Raw genomic sequence first — 15,822 nt, 5'->3', positions numbered from 1 at the left:
GATTTTTTAAGTTTTTCTCTTCTTCCCGTCACGCCGGACGTACAGGATGGTAATAAATGATTTATTGATTATTTAGGCTCTTCAAAGTAAAATATGTATCACATTTCAATTAAATTAAGAGTAATCTTTATGCAAGTAAATTTTCTGAATCTTTTTGCTAAATCTCCTCTTAAACCTCTTTACGAACACATCAACAACATCTATGAATGCTGTTCCCACCTTCCTCCTTTTTTCGATGGTGTTTTCAATGATGACTGGGACAAGGCTTCCAGTGAGCAGCGGATGATCTGTCAGTTCGAAAGAGCAGCAGATGTAATCAAAAAGGACATTCGCATCAATCTTCCAAATTCACTTTTCATGCCTGTGGACAGAACCTATCTGCTCGAACTGGTAACTCAGGAAGATAAAATCGCCAATATTGCCCGAGACATCTCCGGTCTTATGCTGGGAAGACAGCTCACCATCCCTGCAGACATCAAGAAAGACTTCCTCACTTATCTGAACCGCAGCATCGAAGCTGTGGAGCTCACAAAAAAAGTTATCAATGAACTTGAAGATCTGCTTGAAAGCGGCTTCAGAGGCAAAGAGCTTTCACTTGTTCAGAGCATGGTTAAGGAAATAGACCTTATCGAGGACGACACCGATCACATGCAGATTAACCTCAGAAGACAGGTATTTATCAGGGAAAAGGATCTGAATCCTATCGATGCCATGTTTATCTACAAGATTCTTGAAAAAATCGGGGACCTTGCCGATCAGGCTTTAAGAGTGGGCTCCAGACTCGAACTGATGATCACCAAATCATAAGGATACATGATGGATTTTCTTCTGGCACACAGCTCCGTTATCATTTTCTTTGCGGGAGCTGTGGCATTCTTAATGGCCTGGGGTATCGGGGCTAATGACGTTTCCAATGCGATGGGAACGTCCGTAGGTACCAAAACACTTACCGTAAGAAACGCTATCATCATAGCGATTATTTTTGAATTTCTCGGTTCATACTTTGCAGGCGGAGAGGTTGTATCAACCATAAAGGACAGGGTTATAGACAGCTCTGCGAATATAGCGGCAGTGGATATGATTCTGGGGATGGTAAGCTCCATGCTGGCAGCAGGCATCTGGCTTGTTCTGGCTTCCTACTTCAGCTGGCCGGTATCAACAACACACTCAATCATCGGAGCCATTGTCGGTTTCGGCATAGTAAGCTCAGGACTTTCTGCAATTCACTGGGACATGTTCACCGGCATTGTGGGTTCCTGGATTATCACTCCGGTCATAGCCGGTATTCTGGCCTTCGTTCTGTTCCTGCACATTCAGAGATTCATTTTCTGGCGCTATCATCCTTTAAAGCATGCCAAGCGCTTTGCTCCGTATTACGTGTTTCTCACCATTCTTCTTATCAGTGTGGTTACCATTGAGAAAGGCTTAAAACACGTAAATCTCAATCTGACCACCGAAGAAAGCTGGGGCTTCGGTCTCATCATCGCTCTTGTAAGTGCGGTGATATCAGCCGTCATTCTCAGATACAAGAAGTTTGATAAGACCCTGGATGTCAAAGAGCATTACGCCAATGTGGAAAAGGTGTTTTCAATTCTCATGCTGATGACAGCATGCGCAATGGCCTTTGCACACGGTTCAAATGACGTGGCCAATGCCATCGGACCTCTGGCATCCGTTGCCACCATTCTTACCAACAACGGAGACATGTCCGCCAGTGCGGAAATGCCATGGTGGATACTTCCTTTAGGTGCCGTCGGCATGGTTGTCGGTCTCGGTACCTTCGGTTACAAGGTTATGAGCACCGTCGGTTCCGGCATTACGGCCCTGACCCCGAGCCGCGGCTTTGCCGCACAGCTTGCCACTGCAAGCACCGTGGTTATCGCTTCAGGAACCGGTCTGCCTATTTCCACCACTCAGACTCTCGTTGGAGCCATCATGGGGGTTGGTCTCGCCCGAGGTATAGCCGCCATCAACCTGACCATCGTACGTAACATCATAGTTTCCTGGGTGGTTACCCTTCCTGCCGGAGCGTTTTTCTCCATACTCTTCTACTATATCTTCAAGCTGATTCTGTTTTATGCAGGCTGATTGAGGACGTAATCAGAATAGAAGGCAGAAATCCCGCAGGTTGAAGTGACCCGCGGGATTTCTTTATGTTCCTCAGAACAATGAAAACACAGCAGTTTTTTCAGGATTTACCGGTATTTTAAAAACACGTCTCCCCGGTGATAAATACACCATGTGTAGATTTTTTTCACATTTAGGGTAAAATAACAGGTACTTTAATTTTTTATGAAAAGACTATAAGCAAGGATAAAACATGCGTAAGTTTACTAAAGCATTTATCGGCAGCACCCTGTTGTCTTTATCTGTTGTATCAAATGCAGTTGCTCTTGAATTAACCGAAGTAAGTGCGGAACGTATTGAAAAACCGGAAGTAAAACAGGCTGAAAAGCAGACCGCCGCTCCGGTAAAAGCTGTAAAGACCGAAGCTCCTGAAGTTCGCAGGGAATCAGTTCCTCAGGCTGAATCAGCACAGGTATCAGGTAATGAAGAAAAGGCCAAACCTGCCGCGGCACCTGAAGCTGCTGCTGAGAAGACTCCTTCACGCAAGGTTTCTTACGTTGCTTATGTTTCTGACGAAAGCAGTGTCTGGGCAACCCGAGGTCCGGGCAAGCAGTATAAGCTTAGCGGTCAGATTAAAATCGGGGAAAGAGTTGAAGTTCTTTCAGAAAAGAATGATTACGTGGAAGTACGCACTCCGAAAGACACCATTGTATGGATTCCGAAGAGAGAAATTCAGCGTGAGGAAAGCAACCGTTACAAGGTATCCAAGCTGGAAGAGGAAAACAGCAGCTTAAAGTACAAGCTTGATAACATTGACAGTGAATCAATGAGAGAACTCAAGAAAGCCACTGAAGAACTCACCAGACTCAAAAAGGCCTATACCGAGCTGAAGCAGGTTCACGAGGAAATGGAAGTGAAGATGAAGGAAACAGCCGAAGAAAACGAAGAGCTTTCATCCAAACTGGAAACAAAGGATCAGGATATGCAGCTCAGATGGTGGAAACAGGGCGGACTCATTGCTCTTATCGGTGCCATCGTAGGTGTTATTCTTGTTTATCTCCCAAGACCTCGCCGTCGTAAAGATGACTATTATTACTAACAGGTTTCGCAGTTAACCCGGAGATGAAATCCAAACATCTTCCGGTTAATCCATTAAATAGAAAATGCACCTTCCGGTGCATTTTCTGTCAGATTACTGTCTGTAATCTTCCATTGCCCTGATGGAAAAGCTCTTGCCGTTCACCCTCATAATCACGTGATTTTCGGCTATTTTAAGAATCTCAAGATTCTTGTAGGTTCCACCTTCCTTAATAACGCTGCCGTTTAGGGTGATACTGCGTTTTGATGCATCGGTGGAATAGTTATGTGATGAATAGACAAACGGAGGAATGGCGTTTCTCAGATTCGATGACAGCATGCTGATATCCGTGGCATCACGGGTGGCTGAATCATTTACGGAACTGTAGGAGGAGGTATCCGGTATGCTGAAGTTGAGATCTCCGGTATTGGTTGAGTTGACGGCCTCGTCAAAAACCGCCTTCAGATCCTTTTTGACCACTCTGCGTTTTGCATCAGCGGAAGTACCGTTCTGACCGCTTTCTCCTCTCAGAGCCGCATTGATTTTTTCCGCATCGCTCTCAATACTCCTTTCACGCTGTTCTCTTGAGGTCTGCTGCTCATCACGTGAAAATACATATTCTGTCGGAGATGATTTGCCTGAAAGATGCTTAACGGTGAATTCATGAGGTTTTGATGGTTCAACATAAGGATAATTTGAACTGTCGTCAGGGGTAAAATCATGACGCATACCGGCAAGTTCTTTTTCAAGATTGCCTAAAAGAGCTTCCCTGCGTACCGCAAACTCATCGTCAATCCTTTTCTGTTCAAACAGATAATAACCTGTAAATGAGGCAATGCCGACAGCCGTCAGCAGTGAGTAAAACAGGATACGCCCCTTTCTGATTCTGGCCGTTTCATAAGCATGGGCAGCGGCAATCTCAGGATTGTCCATGATTTTATCAGCATCAAAAAACAATGACATCTTTATTTCTCTGCCTCCTGTTCAGCCCCGCTTTCAAGTAAATCACCTACGGTTATGGCTTCCGCTCCGGTATCGGAAGCATCTGTTTTTTCCCTGTCTCCGGGATCTTTCGTAATTTTGACGGTCGAAGAGCCGTCGGAGACGCTCTGTTCACTCATCACCGCATCATGAAACAATTTATCCTCGTCGTCAGTGTCCGTTACTTCAGGTGAAGTGTTTTCAGACTGTCCGGAACCACCGTTGTAGCTGTCAACCATGGATCTGATGTTGGCCTCATATTCGGCAGAAGCAATATATTCCTCATATAGCGGATGGTCGGTTTCCGTATAAGGAAGCAGAGCCCACAGGGTATCGATTCCGGCATAACCGTCAGCCTTGATTCCGAGAGACTGCTGTACCTTCTTCACTCGATTCGCCATGGTTTTGTCGTATCCGTTAAAGGCATAGGTGTCGGTATCCTCATAACGGTTCAGCATTTCATAAAGCTTCATCTGCGCTTCACTTCCGCTTTTACGGCTGACTGTTTCCTCTCCGGCAGGAAGAGGCCATATCAGCCTGAAATCACCTTCCATGGACTCGTTGACGAAATCTCTTTTCACTATCCACTCGCGGTTGTTGATAAGCAGAGAGGCGTAATTGTCGTTGAGTTTCAGCAGCACGGCATGAAATGGTCTGAGTTTACCGTCCAGCAGGGATATCACCGCCGGTACGTTGTATTTCTCAAGTTCCGTGAGACTGCCGTTTCCGGCAAAGCATCTGAATCCCGCATTTCTGATATAGGCACAGTCACTGTCAAAATTGCCGGAGGCATCGGCAAAACCCCATTCACGAAGGAGTTTTTTCCATGAATCCTCTTCAAAGGAGCTGTTCAGCACATCGGTACCGTAACGGGTCTGCTCTCTGATGATGCTTTCCTGCTCTGCCCTTCTGCCGTTGATGTCCCTTATGGCTTCCCTGTACCTGATGATTTCATCGTCAGCCTTGAGACGTCTTATGAGTTCAGTCTTAAGTTCGGCACCGTTGTGATGACACAGCAGATATCCGGCTCCGAGCCCGGCGGCGGCAGCCAGAATGACTCCGGCCGACAGACGGAACCAGTAATTCAGCAGCTGACCTGAAGCAAGATACTCCTTCACCGTACTGATAAAGCTTTTGGTTCCCATAACCTCATGAATGGCCTGAAGCATGTGCTTTCGCTCAATAAAATGAGAATTGTCCACATAGGCGGCAAGAAGAGCCCTGTCACAGCATACGTTTATAATACGCGGAATACCTCCGGAAATTCTGTAAAGCTCCCTGATGGCACCCTGAGTAAAAATCACCTGCAGACATCCTGCTGACTGCATACGGAATCTCACATAGGAATCAACCTCGTAAAGAGACAGCGGCAGAAGATGAAATCTTGCGGTTATACGCTGGGCAATCTGGCGCATGTGCACCTGCCTGAACTTGTCCTGAAGTTCCGGCTGTCCCACCAGAATCACCTGAAGCAGCTTGGTATTATCCGTCTCGACGTTGGTAAGCAGTCTAACCTGCTCTATCAGTTCATCGCTCAGATGCTGAGCCTCATCGATCATCAGAAGAGCCCTGCGTCCCTTTCTGTAGTTTTCAGTCAGAAAATCGCTGATGTTCTGAAGCAGCACTCTCTTTGATGAACCTTCGGCAAAAGGAATTCCGAATTCATGACATATGGTTTCCAGCAGTTCTATCAGAGACAGCGCGGGATTAAAAATTACCGCCAGTTCAAGCTCGTTTTCTTCCTGAATCTGCTGCATCATGGTTCGCAGAATAACGGTCTTTCCGGTACCGACCTCTCCGGTAAAAAGAATAAAGCCGCCACTCTCCTGAGTGCCGTGCTTAAGCATGGATAAGGCTTCACGATGGTGCCTGCTGAGATAGAAAAATTTTGGATTCGGTGAAATGCTGAAAGGTGCTTCACTCAAACCAAAAAACTTCTTGTACATAAATAACAGATCCCGTTACGAAAATTCTGAAACAACTCTTACAATAATATCATTTTAGACATGGTTAAACAAAAATAACCTCTGAATCACGTCAATTATAAGAAATAGACAGCATCATGGTCTGATAATTTCACGGATTGATCAGTCACCGGCAGATTTTTTCTCAGGAAACACTTGCCAAATTCCTGACATGACATATCATTTAATCATCAGTTGCTGAACCATGACAATCAGTGAATTCAGCCATACTAAAACAGAAATTATCAGGAGACAGAACATGAAGATATATCTTGTCGGCGGAGCGGTAAGAGACCGTCTGCTGGGAATCCCCCAGAAGGACAGGGATTACTGCGTAACCGGAGCCACTCCTGAAGAAATGACGGCAAAAGGTTTTATCTGCGTGGGCAGGGACTTTCCGGTATTTCTGCATCCGAAAACCTCAGAAGAATATGCTCTTGCCCGAACCGAACGCAAGGAAGGCCACGGTTATACCGGATTCATCTGCAGTTTCAGTCCTGACGTCACCATAGAGGAAGACCTTCTGCGCAGGGATCTCACAATCAATGCCATAGCCGAAGACGATGAGGGCCGGCTTATCGATCCTTATAACGGACAGAAAGATCTGGAAAACCGCGTGCTGAGACATGTAAGCGATTCTTTTTCCGAAGATCCCCTGAGGGTTCTGCGTCTTGCAAGATTCTATTCCTGTTTTCATCATTTGGGTTTTTCGGTAGCTCCTGAAACAAAGGAACTCTGCCGCAGTCTTTCCCGGAGCGGAGAACTTAAATATCTCACGGCTGAAAGAGTATGGCAGGAAGTACATAAAGCACTTTCCGGGAGGACTCCTTCAGTATTTTTTGAATTCCTTGATGAAACAGGCGGACTGGAAATTCTTTTTCCGGAACTTTACGCTCTTAAGCGGGTAATGGAGAATCCTGAATATCATCCGGAAAAGGATGCTTTCAGTCATACCATGCTGACACTGAAAAGTATTTCCGGTCTCACAGCAAATCCCGTCACCAGATTTGCCATGCTTACCCATGATCTCGGGAAAATGATCGAATATGCTTCTGATAATCCGCAGGAACAGAAACACCGGATTGTCGGAGTCCCTCTGGTGGAAAAAATGTGTCAGCGTCTGAAGGTTCCTAAAAATTACCAGAAGCTTGCCGTGAACATATGCCGTTATCACTCTTATATGGCAATCTGCAGAAAGAATCCGGAATATCTGAACAGGCTGTTCATTGATACCGGAGCTTACAAGGACTCTGTTCAGGCAGGTATTGTAGGTCAGTGTCTGAGAGCTGATTTTCACGGACGTTCAGGATTTGAAAAGGAACCGTTTACCGCGGATTATTTTCTGAATTTCATTCTGGCCAGAGCTTCCAGAGTAAAAACGGCTGAGGTCATGGCTGACGGCTTTCAGGGAGCCGACATCACAAAGGAACTTAACAGAAGACGCATGGTTCTGATAGCCGAAGCTCAGGCGCAGCTATCTGAAATGTATCCTGACACCATCTGTTAATAAAGACAGGAAAAATCATTCCCTTGTTCATAACAAACGATAATGCCGGACAGTATGACCTGTCCGGCATTATCATCCGTAACCGTCAGTAGTTATTATGACTGAGGCCAGAATACCCAGAAAAGGACAATTCCCAGAATTACGCGGTAGATTACGTATGGAAGAAGACCAACCCTGTTTATAAAATCAAGGAACAGCTTGATTACCAGATAAGCAACCACAAATGAAATAACGGTTCCCAGACCAATTGACCAGAGATCCACGTTTTCATGATTGGCAATGATATCCTTTGTTTTTATCAGAGCAGAAAGGATAATTACCGGAATTGACATCAGAAAACTGAATTCCGCAGCAGCCTTAGGGCTTAATTTCAGAAAATATCCCGCTGTCATGGTGATACCGGATCTGGACGTCCCGGGAATCAGGGCTATAGCCTGTGAGCATCCGATTAAAACTGCTCTGAACAGATTAATCTCCCTCGAAGCCGCAGCTCCGGTGATTTCAGATGAAAGAGCGGAAGTACAGTTGTCCTTCTCCTGACGTGATACTTCAGGAAGCGGATTTTTTTTCCAGAATCTGTCACTGTACACCTGGGCCGCCCACAGCAGCAGTCCGAATACGATGGTACTGCCGGCTATAACCAGAGGACTTCTCAGATAGGTTTCAACCAGATTCTTGCAGGCAAGACCGACAAGTCCGACAGGAACGGTGGCAGCCATCACATAGAAAAGAAGTTCGGCCGCCCTGGTGAACGGACCTTTTCTGAAAGCGAACTTCATGCTGTCTTCAGTCATCAGCCACAGGCTTTTTCTGAAATATATGACAACGGCAAGAAGAGAACCGACATGAACGGCTATATCAAAGGCAATTCCCTGATCAGGCCAGTCACTGATGAACTGTGAAGGAAGAATAAGATGGGCGGAACTTGATACCGGAAGAAATTCAGTCAGGCCCTGAATAAGAGCCAATATTATTGTCTGCAGTGGGGTCACTTCATTAGTCCTAAGATTATTTTGTATTTACCTTTTTACCGCGGGCTAAAATATTCTTATGCTTCAAACCTCTGCGGCATATGTGTCTATAAAGTCTTTGTCATCCGCACAGATGTTTTCCGAAGCGGAAAAAAACACCGGAACGGCAGTTAAATTCAATGGCCTATCAGGCTGAGATTCAGATCTTTTACCGGCCTCAGATTGTCGGATGACATGCCGGCGGCAAGCTCTGTAACACTTCTGTTTCCTCCGGGTGGCACGAGATGCGGCACGAGAGAAGCCAGCGGAACGGTTACAAAAGAATATTTGAATATATCTGATCTCGGTAATTCAGGATATTCGCTGATTACATCACCGTAAAGAAGAATATCTATATCCAGACATCTGATTGACAGTCTGTTTCCGTACTGATCATACCAGTCTCCCCTGCCCATTTCCTTTTCGGTATTCTTGGTAAAAGCCAGGAGCGCATCAAGAGAAAGGCCGGTGTTACCGACAATCACTGCATTGTAATAATCAGGTCCTTTGGCATGAAGCGGAACAGTTTCGTAAACATCTGAGCAGGATATGTCTGTCAGCACTTTCTGAAGTTTCAGCATGGCATGAGTCATGGAAACCTGACGATACAGATTTGAACCTAAAGCAAGAGCTACTCTTGTCATTTTAAATATCCCGTTTAAACATTCTGGTCATTCTGATGCCGACACTGTCAACATTCTTTAAAATATCCGGTTTTAAGACTTCCAGAGTTATACCGTGCAGACTTTCTGCAAATCTCTCCTTAAGAGCATTAATCAAACGGTTTCCCAGAAATTCAACTGTTTCAGCTCTGCAGGACACGGATTCGCTGACAATAATATCAGCCGCTTCAGCATAGTTGACGGTATGAGCTATATCATCACTTTCAGAGATACGGTCAAAACAGGTATAGAGTTCGGCATTAACGATGACTCTCTGCTCTTTTACCCGTTCCTCGGGAAGCAGTCCTATGATACAGGAAAATACGAGACCGTTGATAATTACGGTGTCATGTTCTTTTAGATTTGTTATGCTCTGCATCTTTTGTTTTACCTGATTGTCTGTTGATTACCTGATTATGAATTTTTAAACCTTTACCTTGTCTGCAATAACACCTGCCGTACGATAATCCTGTACCGGTTCATGCATGTATGCCGGGAAATTACAGATAACTGTCGTTCAGGGTATCAAGAGGCCAGCGTGGGGTAACCTTGATTTCAAGTCCGGATCTGGCTCCCTGTTTAAAACGGAACATACCGGCATAGGCAATCATGGCGCCGTTGTCGGTACAGAAGGAAATACGAGGATAAAAAACCTCTCCCTTTAAATTCTGCATCATCTTTTCCATTTCGGAACGAAGCGTTCTGTTTGCACTTACACCTCCGGCAATAACCAGTCTCCTGTAGCCTGTCTGCTTCAGAGCCTTTTTCACCTTTATCTTGAGAATATCAACAACGGCATCCTCAAAGGCTCTTGCTATATCCGCCCTGTCCTGTTCACAGGTATTGTGTTCGGCAATGGTATTGGCGGCAAAGGTCTTCAGACCTGAGAATGAAAAATCAAGGTTCGGACTGTTGTACATAGGTCTAGGGAATACAAATCTGTCCTTTACGCCTTTCTGAGCCAGAGCTGAGAGCAGCGGACCGCCGGGATAGGCTATTCCAAGAAGTTTGGCAGTCTTGTCAAATGCTTCGCCGGCCGCATCATCAACGGACTGACCGATAATTCTGTACTGTCCAGGAGCCGCAACATCGATAATCATGGTATGGCCGCCTGAAACCAGAAGAGCAAGGAACGGAAACTCCGGCTTATTTTCCTCAAGCATAGGAGCAAGCATGTGACCTTCCATATGATTAACCGGAACTGCAGGTTTGTTCCATGCATAGGCAATGGTTCTGGCAACCGTGGCGCCAACCATGAGAGCCCCTATAAGTCCCGGACCGGCGGTATAGGCTACGGCATCAATATCGTCTTTGGTACAGTCCGCTTCCTTAAGTGCGGCCTTTACCAGTCTGACAGCCATTCTGATATGGTCTCTGCTTGCAAGTTCAGGAACTACACCGCCGTATTCCGCGTGAAGCTTTATCTGGCTGTATAACTGATTGCAGAGTAACCCCTTTTCATCATCGTAAATAGCTACTCCCGTTTCATCACAGGAGCTTTCAATACCTAAAACCTTCATTTGACCAAAGTCTCCGCTTGTAATTGGAATTTGTGAGTGAATTATACAGGATTAACGTTGTCAGCGCGATATGATTAAAGAATTAAAAAGATTTATTCACCAAATTCCGTAATTACCGGATAACGATAATTTTACTGTTATGGTTAAGAGTTTAACGACATAGTATAATTTACTGACAGGTTTTCATTTTTAAGCAGCTTCTATTCAATTCTGCTCTAACTTACTCATGTCAGCATAACCTGTAAACTGACTTTTCAGAGAAACACGCATGCATGATATTTGGAATCCGTGGCACGGCTGTCGCAAATGCAGCGAAGGCTGCCTTAACTGCTATATGTTCTTTCTGGACAGAATGAGAAACCAGAACGGAGCTGATATTTACTGCACCGGTGCAGGTTTCAGGTATCCGCTGTCCAAAGATCGCAACGGCAGATTCAAGGTTCAGAGCGGAGAAATGCTCAGAGTATGCATGACCTCCGACTTCTTTCTGGAGGAAGCGGATCAGTGGAGGCCGGAGGCCTGGAAAATCATCCGCCAGAGACCGGACGTAAAATTCTATCTTCTGACCAAACGCCCTCAGCGTGTGGCTGACTGTCTGCCTCCTGACTGGGGGGACGGCTGGGAAAACGTGTTTTTCAACGTCAGCTGTGAAAATCAGAAAAGAACTGACGAACGCATCCCTTTCCTTCTCGATCTTCCATTCAGACACAAGGGAATCATGTGTGCACCTTTCATCGGTCCGGTAACCATTGAAAAATATCTGCAGTACAACCAGATTGAACAGGTTCTGTGTGACGGCGAGAATTACGCCAACAGTCGTCCCTGCCATTATGAATGGGTGAAAAATCTCAGTGATGAATGCCGCAGACACAATGTTACCTTCATATTCTGCGGTACAGGCAGATTCTTTGTTAAGGACGGCAGAACCTACACCATTGAAGGGAATATACTCCAGACTGAACAGGCTTATCTGTCAGGATTGAGTTTTCAGGGGAAAGAAATGGAATTCAGGCTGTTCGACAATCTTGGATGTCCAATCCCCGAGGAAGAACTGTATAAACCACAATACAGGGAAAGATGCGGTAAATGCAGCATGAGAATGGCATGCAACGGATGCAGCAACTGCGGTAAATGCTGATGCCTGAATTTTTTTATCAGCAGGTGATTTTTCTGAAAAATCCGTTTCTTTCCATCCTGACATTCCAGATGATAACAGTTAACTTTAATCTTTTTACGAGCGTTCCTCCGGCTGAATCCGTTTACAGCAATCATTATAATTATGCGCAACAACATAACCTGACGAAGTACCGGGGGATTCATTTAAAATTCCGTACAATTATCATTCTGCTCTTCTTTTCCATTTTTCATTACATTCAGGTGACATACATAAAACATCATCTTTTGTTGAAGCGAGAATTTTTGAACCGAAACCATAGGTTATAAAATTTCTCTTCCGAAGCTCATCCATTATGACAAAAAGGTGAGCATACCCTGCCCGCATGAGTATTCTTGATTCCTTATAGTCCGGACAGAACCTTGCAACAAGCGCCCAGAACCTTGATGAATGATTCATTTCAAACAGATGACAGAGCTCATGAATCACCAGATATCTGCGACAGGACTGAGGAAGAAGAGCGCTCAGGCAGTTAAAACTTAACGCTCCATCAGAAGAACAGCTACCCCATCGTGATTTCATCAGCTTGACTGAAACGGAATTAAGTTCTTTTTTCAATCCCATAACCCTATGGTAATAGACGCATAAATCCACCATTTCCTCAATGGTCTCACACGCAAGTTTACGGAGCCATGCGTCAGAGGGACAATGCTCCATGATAAAATCATTTATCAGCTGTTCCGTTTTATTGCGTTTTTCTGAAGCAAGCCTGAATTTTCGGCGTGATTTTTCATAAACATCGGTAAAAAATTCGGAATACCTGTCAACCAGTGCCTGAGGTTTTTTAAGGTAGAAACTCATGGACACCGGCAGAATTACCGTCGGACTCATGCTTTCGTCAAATCTTAGACCGAAAGACAGCTTCCTGCGGGGATTAACCACAAATCTGCCGTTCGTATGAACGGAATCTCCTTTTGACTCCCTGATTACCAGAGTAACCTCGCATGACTTCAACAGTTTCATAAAATTTTTACCGCAATGAACTACACGTTTGCCTGAATACAGATAAAAACACCGTGATTATAACCCAGCATACGAATAAACGTAATTCAGACCTTAAAATAAGGTTACAGGCATCTGAGAAGATAAAACAGAACCGAGCTTGTGTCATCTGAATGACACCTTATAAGGAAATACACAGCATATGACAGTCCGAAGACATTTTATCCACAGATATACACACAAGAGAAAATAAAGAGGAAACATTCCCCCTGTCAGGTAAAAAATACAGTCAGATTATTTATCCACGGGCACCGGAATAGACAGATGATACAGACAAAAGAAAAAAGGGTTGGCCGGAACAGCTGTTTTCAGACGTTTATTCACAGCTATATTTCTGAACAGAGTTCTTAATAACTTTTCCGCAAAACAGATGATAAAAAACGATAAAAAACGTTCTCCGTGCCCCACCATGAATAAAAGTACAGAAAATAAGCAAAATTTTACCGTTTTTCCTTCGCCAAAGAACAAAAATCTGTTTACTTTATCCCCCGAAAGTATTAAAATTCGCACAATTGTTTGACCTGTTTCTGTACGCAAGTGCAAAGGCGGGCAGGCGTTATCAGATGAGTCTTTCTTATATCACGTGGGAAGCTCATTATTTTTTTTATTATCGAGGTGAGAGGCACATGCCAATTATTAAAGTACGTGAAAATGAACCATTTGACGTAGCATTACGTCGTTTCAAGCGTTCTTGCGAAAAGGCAGGAATTTTAGCAGACGTTCGCAGCCGCGAATTTTACGAAAAGCCAACTACTGTTCGTAAGCGCGCTAAGGCTTCTGCAGTTAAGCGTCAGGCTAAGAAGCTTGCACGTGAAAATGCACGTCACAACCGTTTATACTAATTTTTTGTTTTAACCATAACTTTTTAGGTCGAAGAGATTATGTCCTTACGTGAAGATTTAAATGTTCGTATTAAGGAATCAATGCTGGCAAAGAACAAGGAACGCACCAGTGCGTTGCGTTTATTGCTCTCTGAGATAAAAAAAGTAGAAGTTGACCAGCGAATCACACTTGATGACAGTCAGATTATTGCCATCGTTACCAAGATGGTTAAGCAGCGTGAGGAATCAGCTGCTCAGTATGAAGCTGCCGGACGTGAAGAACTGGCTCAGGGTGAAAAATTTGAAATAAGTGTATTACAGGAATTTTTACCTGCACAGATGTCTGAAGCTGAAGTGGATGAACTTATTGCCAAGGCTTTAAGTGAAACCGGCGCATCAGGCATGAAGGACATGTCTAAGGTAATGAGCTTTGTTAAGCCTCTTGCTACCGGCAGAACAGATATGGGAAGCCTCAGCAAAAAAATCAAAGACGCCTTAAACAAGTAAATTCCGGGTTGCACAAATGGTGGAAAAGGGACTAATTTATTAGTCCTTTTTTTTATTTCCAAAAATTTCTTATAATCAGTTCAAAATACAGAGACCGACAATACCCATCAGAGGTCGTCGTTCCTGCCTGCACTTATGCTGTATAAATAAGATTCAACTGAAATCAGATTTTATAGCAAAAACAGACATCATAACACCAAATGTTCGTTAACATAGTTCGATATAAATCAGGATAAATATCACAATTATTAAACTGACAGTCTGATATAGATAGATATATGTCGAAAAAATCAGCAAAATCAGATAACGAACTCACCAATAATATTTAAAATAACTTATAGATGGTTACATCAAGGCTGCCTGAAACAACCATACAATAAATCATAAAACATATCATGAACATTTAAAATCAGCCAACTAGTATAACGGGCAGTCGATAAGCAATAATTAAGATAAGGATAAATCAATGGTTAATATATTTGGTTCGCTATCAGAAAAGAAATACTCCTGGGATAAGCTTGGCAATATTGAAGAAGGAAGGCCCGACCTTGGTGATTCACTGCCTGTCGAAGTATACAGACAGCTTGAGTTCTCATTAATGGAGGTACTTCAAAAGAGATACGGCGCTGAAACAGCAAATGAAATCTTTAAAGAAGCCGGCGCAATAGCTGGAGTGGAGTTCACGAAGCATCACCTTAATACCAATGCAAGCTTCAAGGATTTCATGACAGACCTGTATAAGATTCTGTATAAAATGAAAATAGGCATTCTCAACGTTGAACACGTAGACAGTGAATTCAATGAGATAATACTCACTCTGGCAGATGATCTGGACTGCAGCGGTCTGCCTCCTACCAACGAAATGATATGCGACTATGATGAAGGATTTCTTGAAGGAATTCTGGAACAGTACACCGGTGATAAATACGAGGTGACGGAAATAAACTGCTGGGCCAACGGAGACCGCATATGCAGATTCCGCTGCAAGAAACTTTAACAGAACACGAATTAAACTCAAAATCAAAATCCTGACTGCAGAATTAGGTTATATTCACAGTCAGGATTTTTTATACTTGTATTCCCCAAACTCAGGGAAACGAATTCCAAAGCCTCTCCGTTCGCTTAGAACAGATTGTGAAGTAATTGAGACAGGGTTTTCCAGAAACCGCCCAGGAACAGAGCCAGCACGATTGAAATCCAGTAGAATCTGTATTTATTTGCAAAATAGCATATTACAGGAGCAAGAATCAGAAGCAGGCTTGCGCCGAGAAACTTGCCTGACATAATTACACCGACAACAAAAAGAATACAGGTAATGATAAAACCAATCCATCCAAGAATTGCGTAAGCTTTCATTTTAATCCTCAATAATATATTAATGAATATAAAGTCAGAGAAGATTCTATGCTTAAACAGTTCTCCGGTAAACAATAGACTGTCAGAATATTGAATCAGGCGGTAAAAAACATAAACGAAAAAAGGGAGCTATCAGCTCCCTTCTTCAATAAATACCTGGCGATGATCTACTC

General features: G+C 43.9%; 16 protein-coding genes. 8 read left to right on the top strand and 8 right to left on the bottom strand.

The features are described from left to right. The first annotated feature begins 129 nt into the window (after positions 1-129). The 3 genes from BMY80_RS04770 (at position 130) to BMY80_RS04760 (ending at position 3,166) form a co-directional block, all read left to right on the top strand. Complete coding sequence (locus BMY80_RS04770; RefSeq protein WP_093141422.1) at positions 130-807, top strand: TIGR00153 family protein; 678 nt, start codon at positions 130-132, stop codon at positions 805-807. Positions 808-816: 9 nt separating this feature from the next. After that, the gene (locus tag BMY80_RS04765; RefSeq protein ID WP_093141420.1) at positions 817-2,088 is read left to right on the top strand and encodes an inorganic phosphate transporter; all 1,272 of its coding nucleotides are present in this window, start codon (positions 817-819) and stop codon (positions 2,086-2,088) included. Between the two features lie 232 nt (positions 2,089-2,320). Beyond that, positions 2,321-3,166, top strand: coding sequence for a TIGR04211 family SH3 domain-containing protein (locus BMY80_RS04760; RefSeq protein WP_031578588.1), 846 nt, complete (start codon positions 2,321-2,323; stop codon positions 3,164-3,166). Between the two features lie 93 nt (positions 3,167-3,259). Here the strand turns inward: BMY80_RS04760 and BMY80_RS04755 are convergent, their stop codons facing one another. Next, positions 3,260-4,108, bottom strand: coding sequence for a general secretion pathway protein GspB (locus tag BMY80_RS04755; protein WP_093141417.1), 849 nt, complete (start codon positions 4,106-4,108; stop codon positions 3,260-3,262). A gap of 2 nt (positions 4,109-4,110) precedes the next feature. Further along, a complete protein-coding gene (locus BMY80_RS04750; RefSeq protein ID WP_093141413.1) occupies positions 4,111-6,072 on the bottom strand; it encodes an ExeA family protein in 1,962 nt (653 codons plus the stop codon). A gap of 277 nt (positions 6,073-6,349) precedes the next feature. Between BMY80_RS04750 and BMY80_RS04745 the strand changes: the two genes are divergently transcribed. Beyond that, the gene (locus BMY80_RS04745) at positions 6,350-7,597 is read left to right on the top strand and encodes a multifunctional CCA addition/repair protein (RefSeq protein WP_093141411.1); all 1,248 of its coding nucleotides are present in this window, start codon (positions 6,350-6,352) and stop codon (positions 7,595-7,597) included. A 95-nt stretch (positions 7,598-7,692) separates the two neighbouring features. Here the strand turns inward: BMY80_RS04745 and BMY80_RS04740 are convergent, their stop codons facing one another. The 4 genes from BMY80_RS04740 to tsaD all read right to left on the bottom strand — a co-directional run bounded on the left by BMY80_RS04740 (position 7,693) and on the right by tsaD (position 10,789). Beyond that, a complete protein-coding gene (locus BMY80_RS04740; RefSeq protein WP_093141408.1) occupies positions 7,693-8,589 on the bottom strand; it encodes an undecaprenyl-diphosphate phosphatase in 897 nt (298 codons plus the stop codon). Between the two features lie 155 nt (positions 8,590-8,744). Then, a complete protein-coding gene (gene folK / locus BMY80_RS04735; protein WP_093141406.1) occupies positions 8,745-9,251 on the bottom strand; it encodes a 2-amino-4-hydroxy-6-hydroxymethyldihydropteridine diphosphokinase in 507 nt (168 codons plus the stop codon). A 1-nt stretch (position 9,252) separates the two neighbouring features. Next, positions 9,253-9,648, bottom strand: a complete 396-nt coding sequence (locus BMY80_RS04730; RefSeq protein ID WP_093141403.1) for a dihydroneopterin aldolase — start codon at positions 9,646-9,648, stop codon at positions 9,253-9,255. A 121-nt stretch (positions 9,649-9,769) separates the two neighbouring features. Beyond that, entirely contained in the window at positions 9,770-10,789 is a 1,020-nt protein-coding gene (gene tsaD / locus BMY80_RS04725) for a tRNA (adenosine(37)-N6)-threonylcarbamoyltransferase complex transferase subunit TsaD (protein ID WP_093141401.1), read from the bottom strand. Between the two features lie 268 nt (positions 10,790-11,057). Between tsaD and BMY80_RS04720 the strand changes: the two genes are divergently transcribed. After that, entirely contained in the window at positions 11,058-11,927 is an 870-nt protein-coding gene (locus BMY80_RS04720; RefSeq protein ID WP_093141398.1) for a DUF5131 family protein, read from the top strand. Between the two features lie 201 nt (positions 11,928-12,128). On the opposite strand, the gene BMY80_RS04715 is transcribed toward BMY80_RS04720, so the two are convergent. Next, positions 12,129-12,926 carry a M48 metallopeptidase family protein gene (locus BMY80_RS04715; RefSeq protein WP_093141396.1) on the bottom strand — a complete coding sequence of 266 codons (798 nt, stop codon included), beginning with the start codon at positions 12,924-12,926 and terminating at the stop codon, positions 12,129-12,131. A gap of 665 nt (positions 12,927-13,591) precedes the next feature. Between BMY80_RS04715 and rpsU the strand changes: the two genes are divergently transcribed. The 3 genes from rpsU to BMY80_RS04695 all read left to right on the top strand — a co-directional run bounded on the left by rpsU (position 13,592) and on the right by BMY80_RS04695 (position 15,290). Continuing rightward, positions 13,592-13,807 (top strand): 30S ribosomal protein S21, encoded by a 216-nt coding sequence (gene rpsU / locus BMY80_RS04705; protein WP_031578577.1) that lies wholly within the window; start codon positions 13,592-13,594, stop codon positions 13,805-13,807. A 39-nt stretch (positions 13,808-13,846) separates the two neighbouring features. Beyond that, positions 13,847-14,293: a GatB/YqeY domain-containing protein gene (locus BMY80_RS04700; RefSeq protein WP_031578576.1), complete on the top strand. Its 447-nt coding sequence runs from the start codon at positions 13,847-13,849 to the stop codon at positions 14,291-14,293. Positions 14,294-14,759: 466 nt separating this feature from the next. Further along, positions 14,760-15,290, top strand: coding sequence for a V4R domain-containing protein (locus tag BMY80_RS04695; RefSeq protein WP_093141389.1), 531 nt, complete (start codon positions 14,760-14,762; stop codon positions 15,288-15,290). Positions 15,291-15,415: 125 nt separating this feature from the next. On the opposite strand, the gene BMY80_RS04690 is transcribed toward BMY80_RS04695, so the two are convergent. Continuing rightward, on the bottom strand, positions 15,416-15,649 hold the full coding sequence (locus tag BMY80_RS04690) for a hypothetical protein (protein WP_031578573.1): 234 nt from the start codon (positions 15,647-15,649) through the stop codon (positions 15,416-15,418). Positions 15,650-15,822 lie beyond the last annotated feature (173 nt).

Origin of the sequence: Ruminobacter amylophilus, assembly GCF_900115655.1 — a bacterium.
GTDB classification, from domain to species: domain Bacteria; phylum Pseudomonadota; class Gammaproteobacteria; order Enterobacterales; family Succinivibrionaceae; genus Ruminobacter; species Ruminobacter amylophilus.
This window is presented reverse-complemented; position numbering and strand designations above follow the sequence as displayed.

Bases quoted from the DNA above. Each gene is read 5' to 3' on its own strand.
- rpsU (WP_031578577.1), top strand. From the start codon at position 13,592: ATGCCAATTATTAAAGTACGTGAAAATGAACCATTTGACGTAGCATTA.
- BMY80_RS04695 (WP_093141389.1), top strand. From the start codon at position 14,760: ATGGTTAATATATTTGGTTCGCTATCAGAAAAGAAATACTCCTGGGAT.
- BMY80_RS04760 (WP_031578588.1), top strand. From the start codon at position 2,321: ATGCGTAAGTTTACTAAAGCATTTATCGGCAGCACCCTGTTGTCTTTA.
- BMY80_RS04750 (WP_093141413.1), bottom strand. From the start codon at position 6,072: ATGTACAAGAAGTTTTTTGGTTTGAGTGAAGCACCTTTCAGCATTTCA.
- BMY80_RS04745 (WP_093141411.1), top strand. From the start codon at position 6,350: ATGAAGATATATCTTGTCGGCGGAGCGGTAAGAGACCGTCTGCTGGGA.
- tsaD (WP_093141401.1), bottom strand. From the start codon at position 10,789: ATGAAGGTTTTAGGTATTGAAAGCTCCTGTGATGAAACGGGAGTAGCT.
- folK (WP_093141406.1), bottom strand. From the start codon at position 9,251: ATGACAAGAGTAGCTCTTGCTTTAGGTTCAAATCTGTATCGTCAGGTT.
- BMY80_RS04720 (WP_093141398.1), top strand. From the start codon at position 11,058: ATGCATGATATTTGGAATCCGTGGCACGGCTGTCGCAAATGCAGCGAA.
- BMY80_RS04690 (WP_031578573.1), bottom strand. From the start codon at position 15,649: ATGAAAGCTTACGCAATTCTTGGATGGATTGGTTTTATCATTACCTGT.
- BMY80_RS04730 (WP_093141403.1), bottom strand. From the start codon at position 9,648: ATGCAGAGCATAACAAATCTAAAAGAACATGACACCGTAATTATCAAC.
- BMY80_RS04715 (WP_093141396.1), bottom strand. From the start codon at position 12,926: ATGAAACTGTTGAAGTCATGCGAGGTTACTCTGGTAATCAGGGAGTCA.
- BMY80_RS04765 (WP_093141420.1), top strand. From the start codon at position 817: ATGGATTTTCTTCTGGCACACAGCTCCGTTATCATTTTCTTTGCGGGA.
- BMY80_RS04700 (WP_031578576.1), top strand. From the start codon at position 13,847: ATGTCCTTACGTGAAGATTTAAATGTTCGTATTAAGGAATCAATGCTG.
- BMY80_RS04770 (WP_093141422.1), top strand. From the start codon at position 130: ATGCAAGTAAATTTTCTGAATCTTTTTGCTAAATCTCCTCTTAAACCT.
- BMY80_RS04755 (WP_093141417.1), bottom strand. From the start codon at position 4,108: ATGTCATTGTTTTTTGATGCTGATAAAATCATGGACAATCCTGAGATT.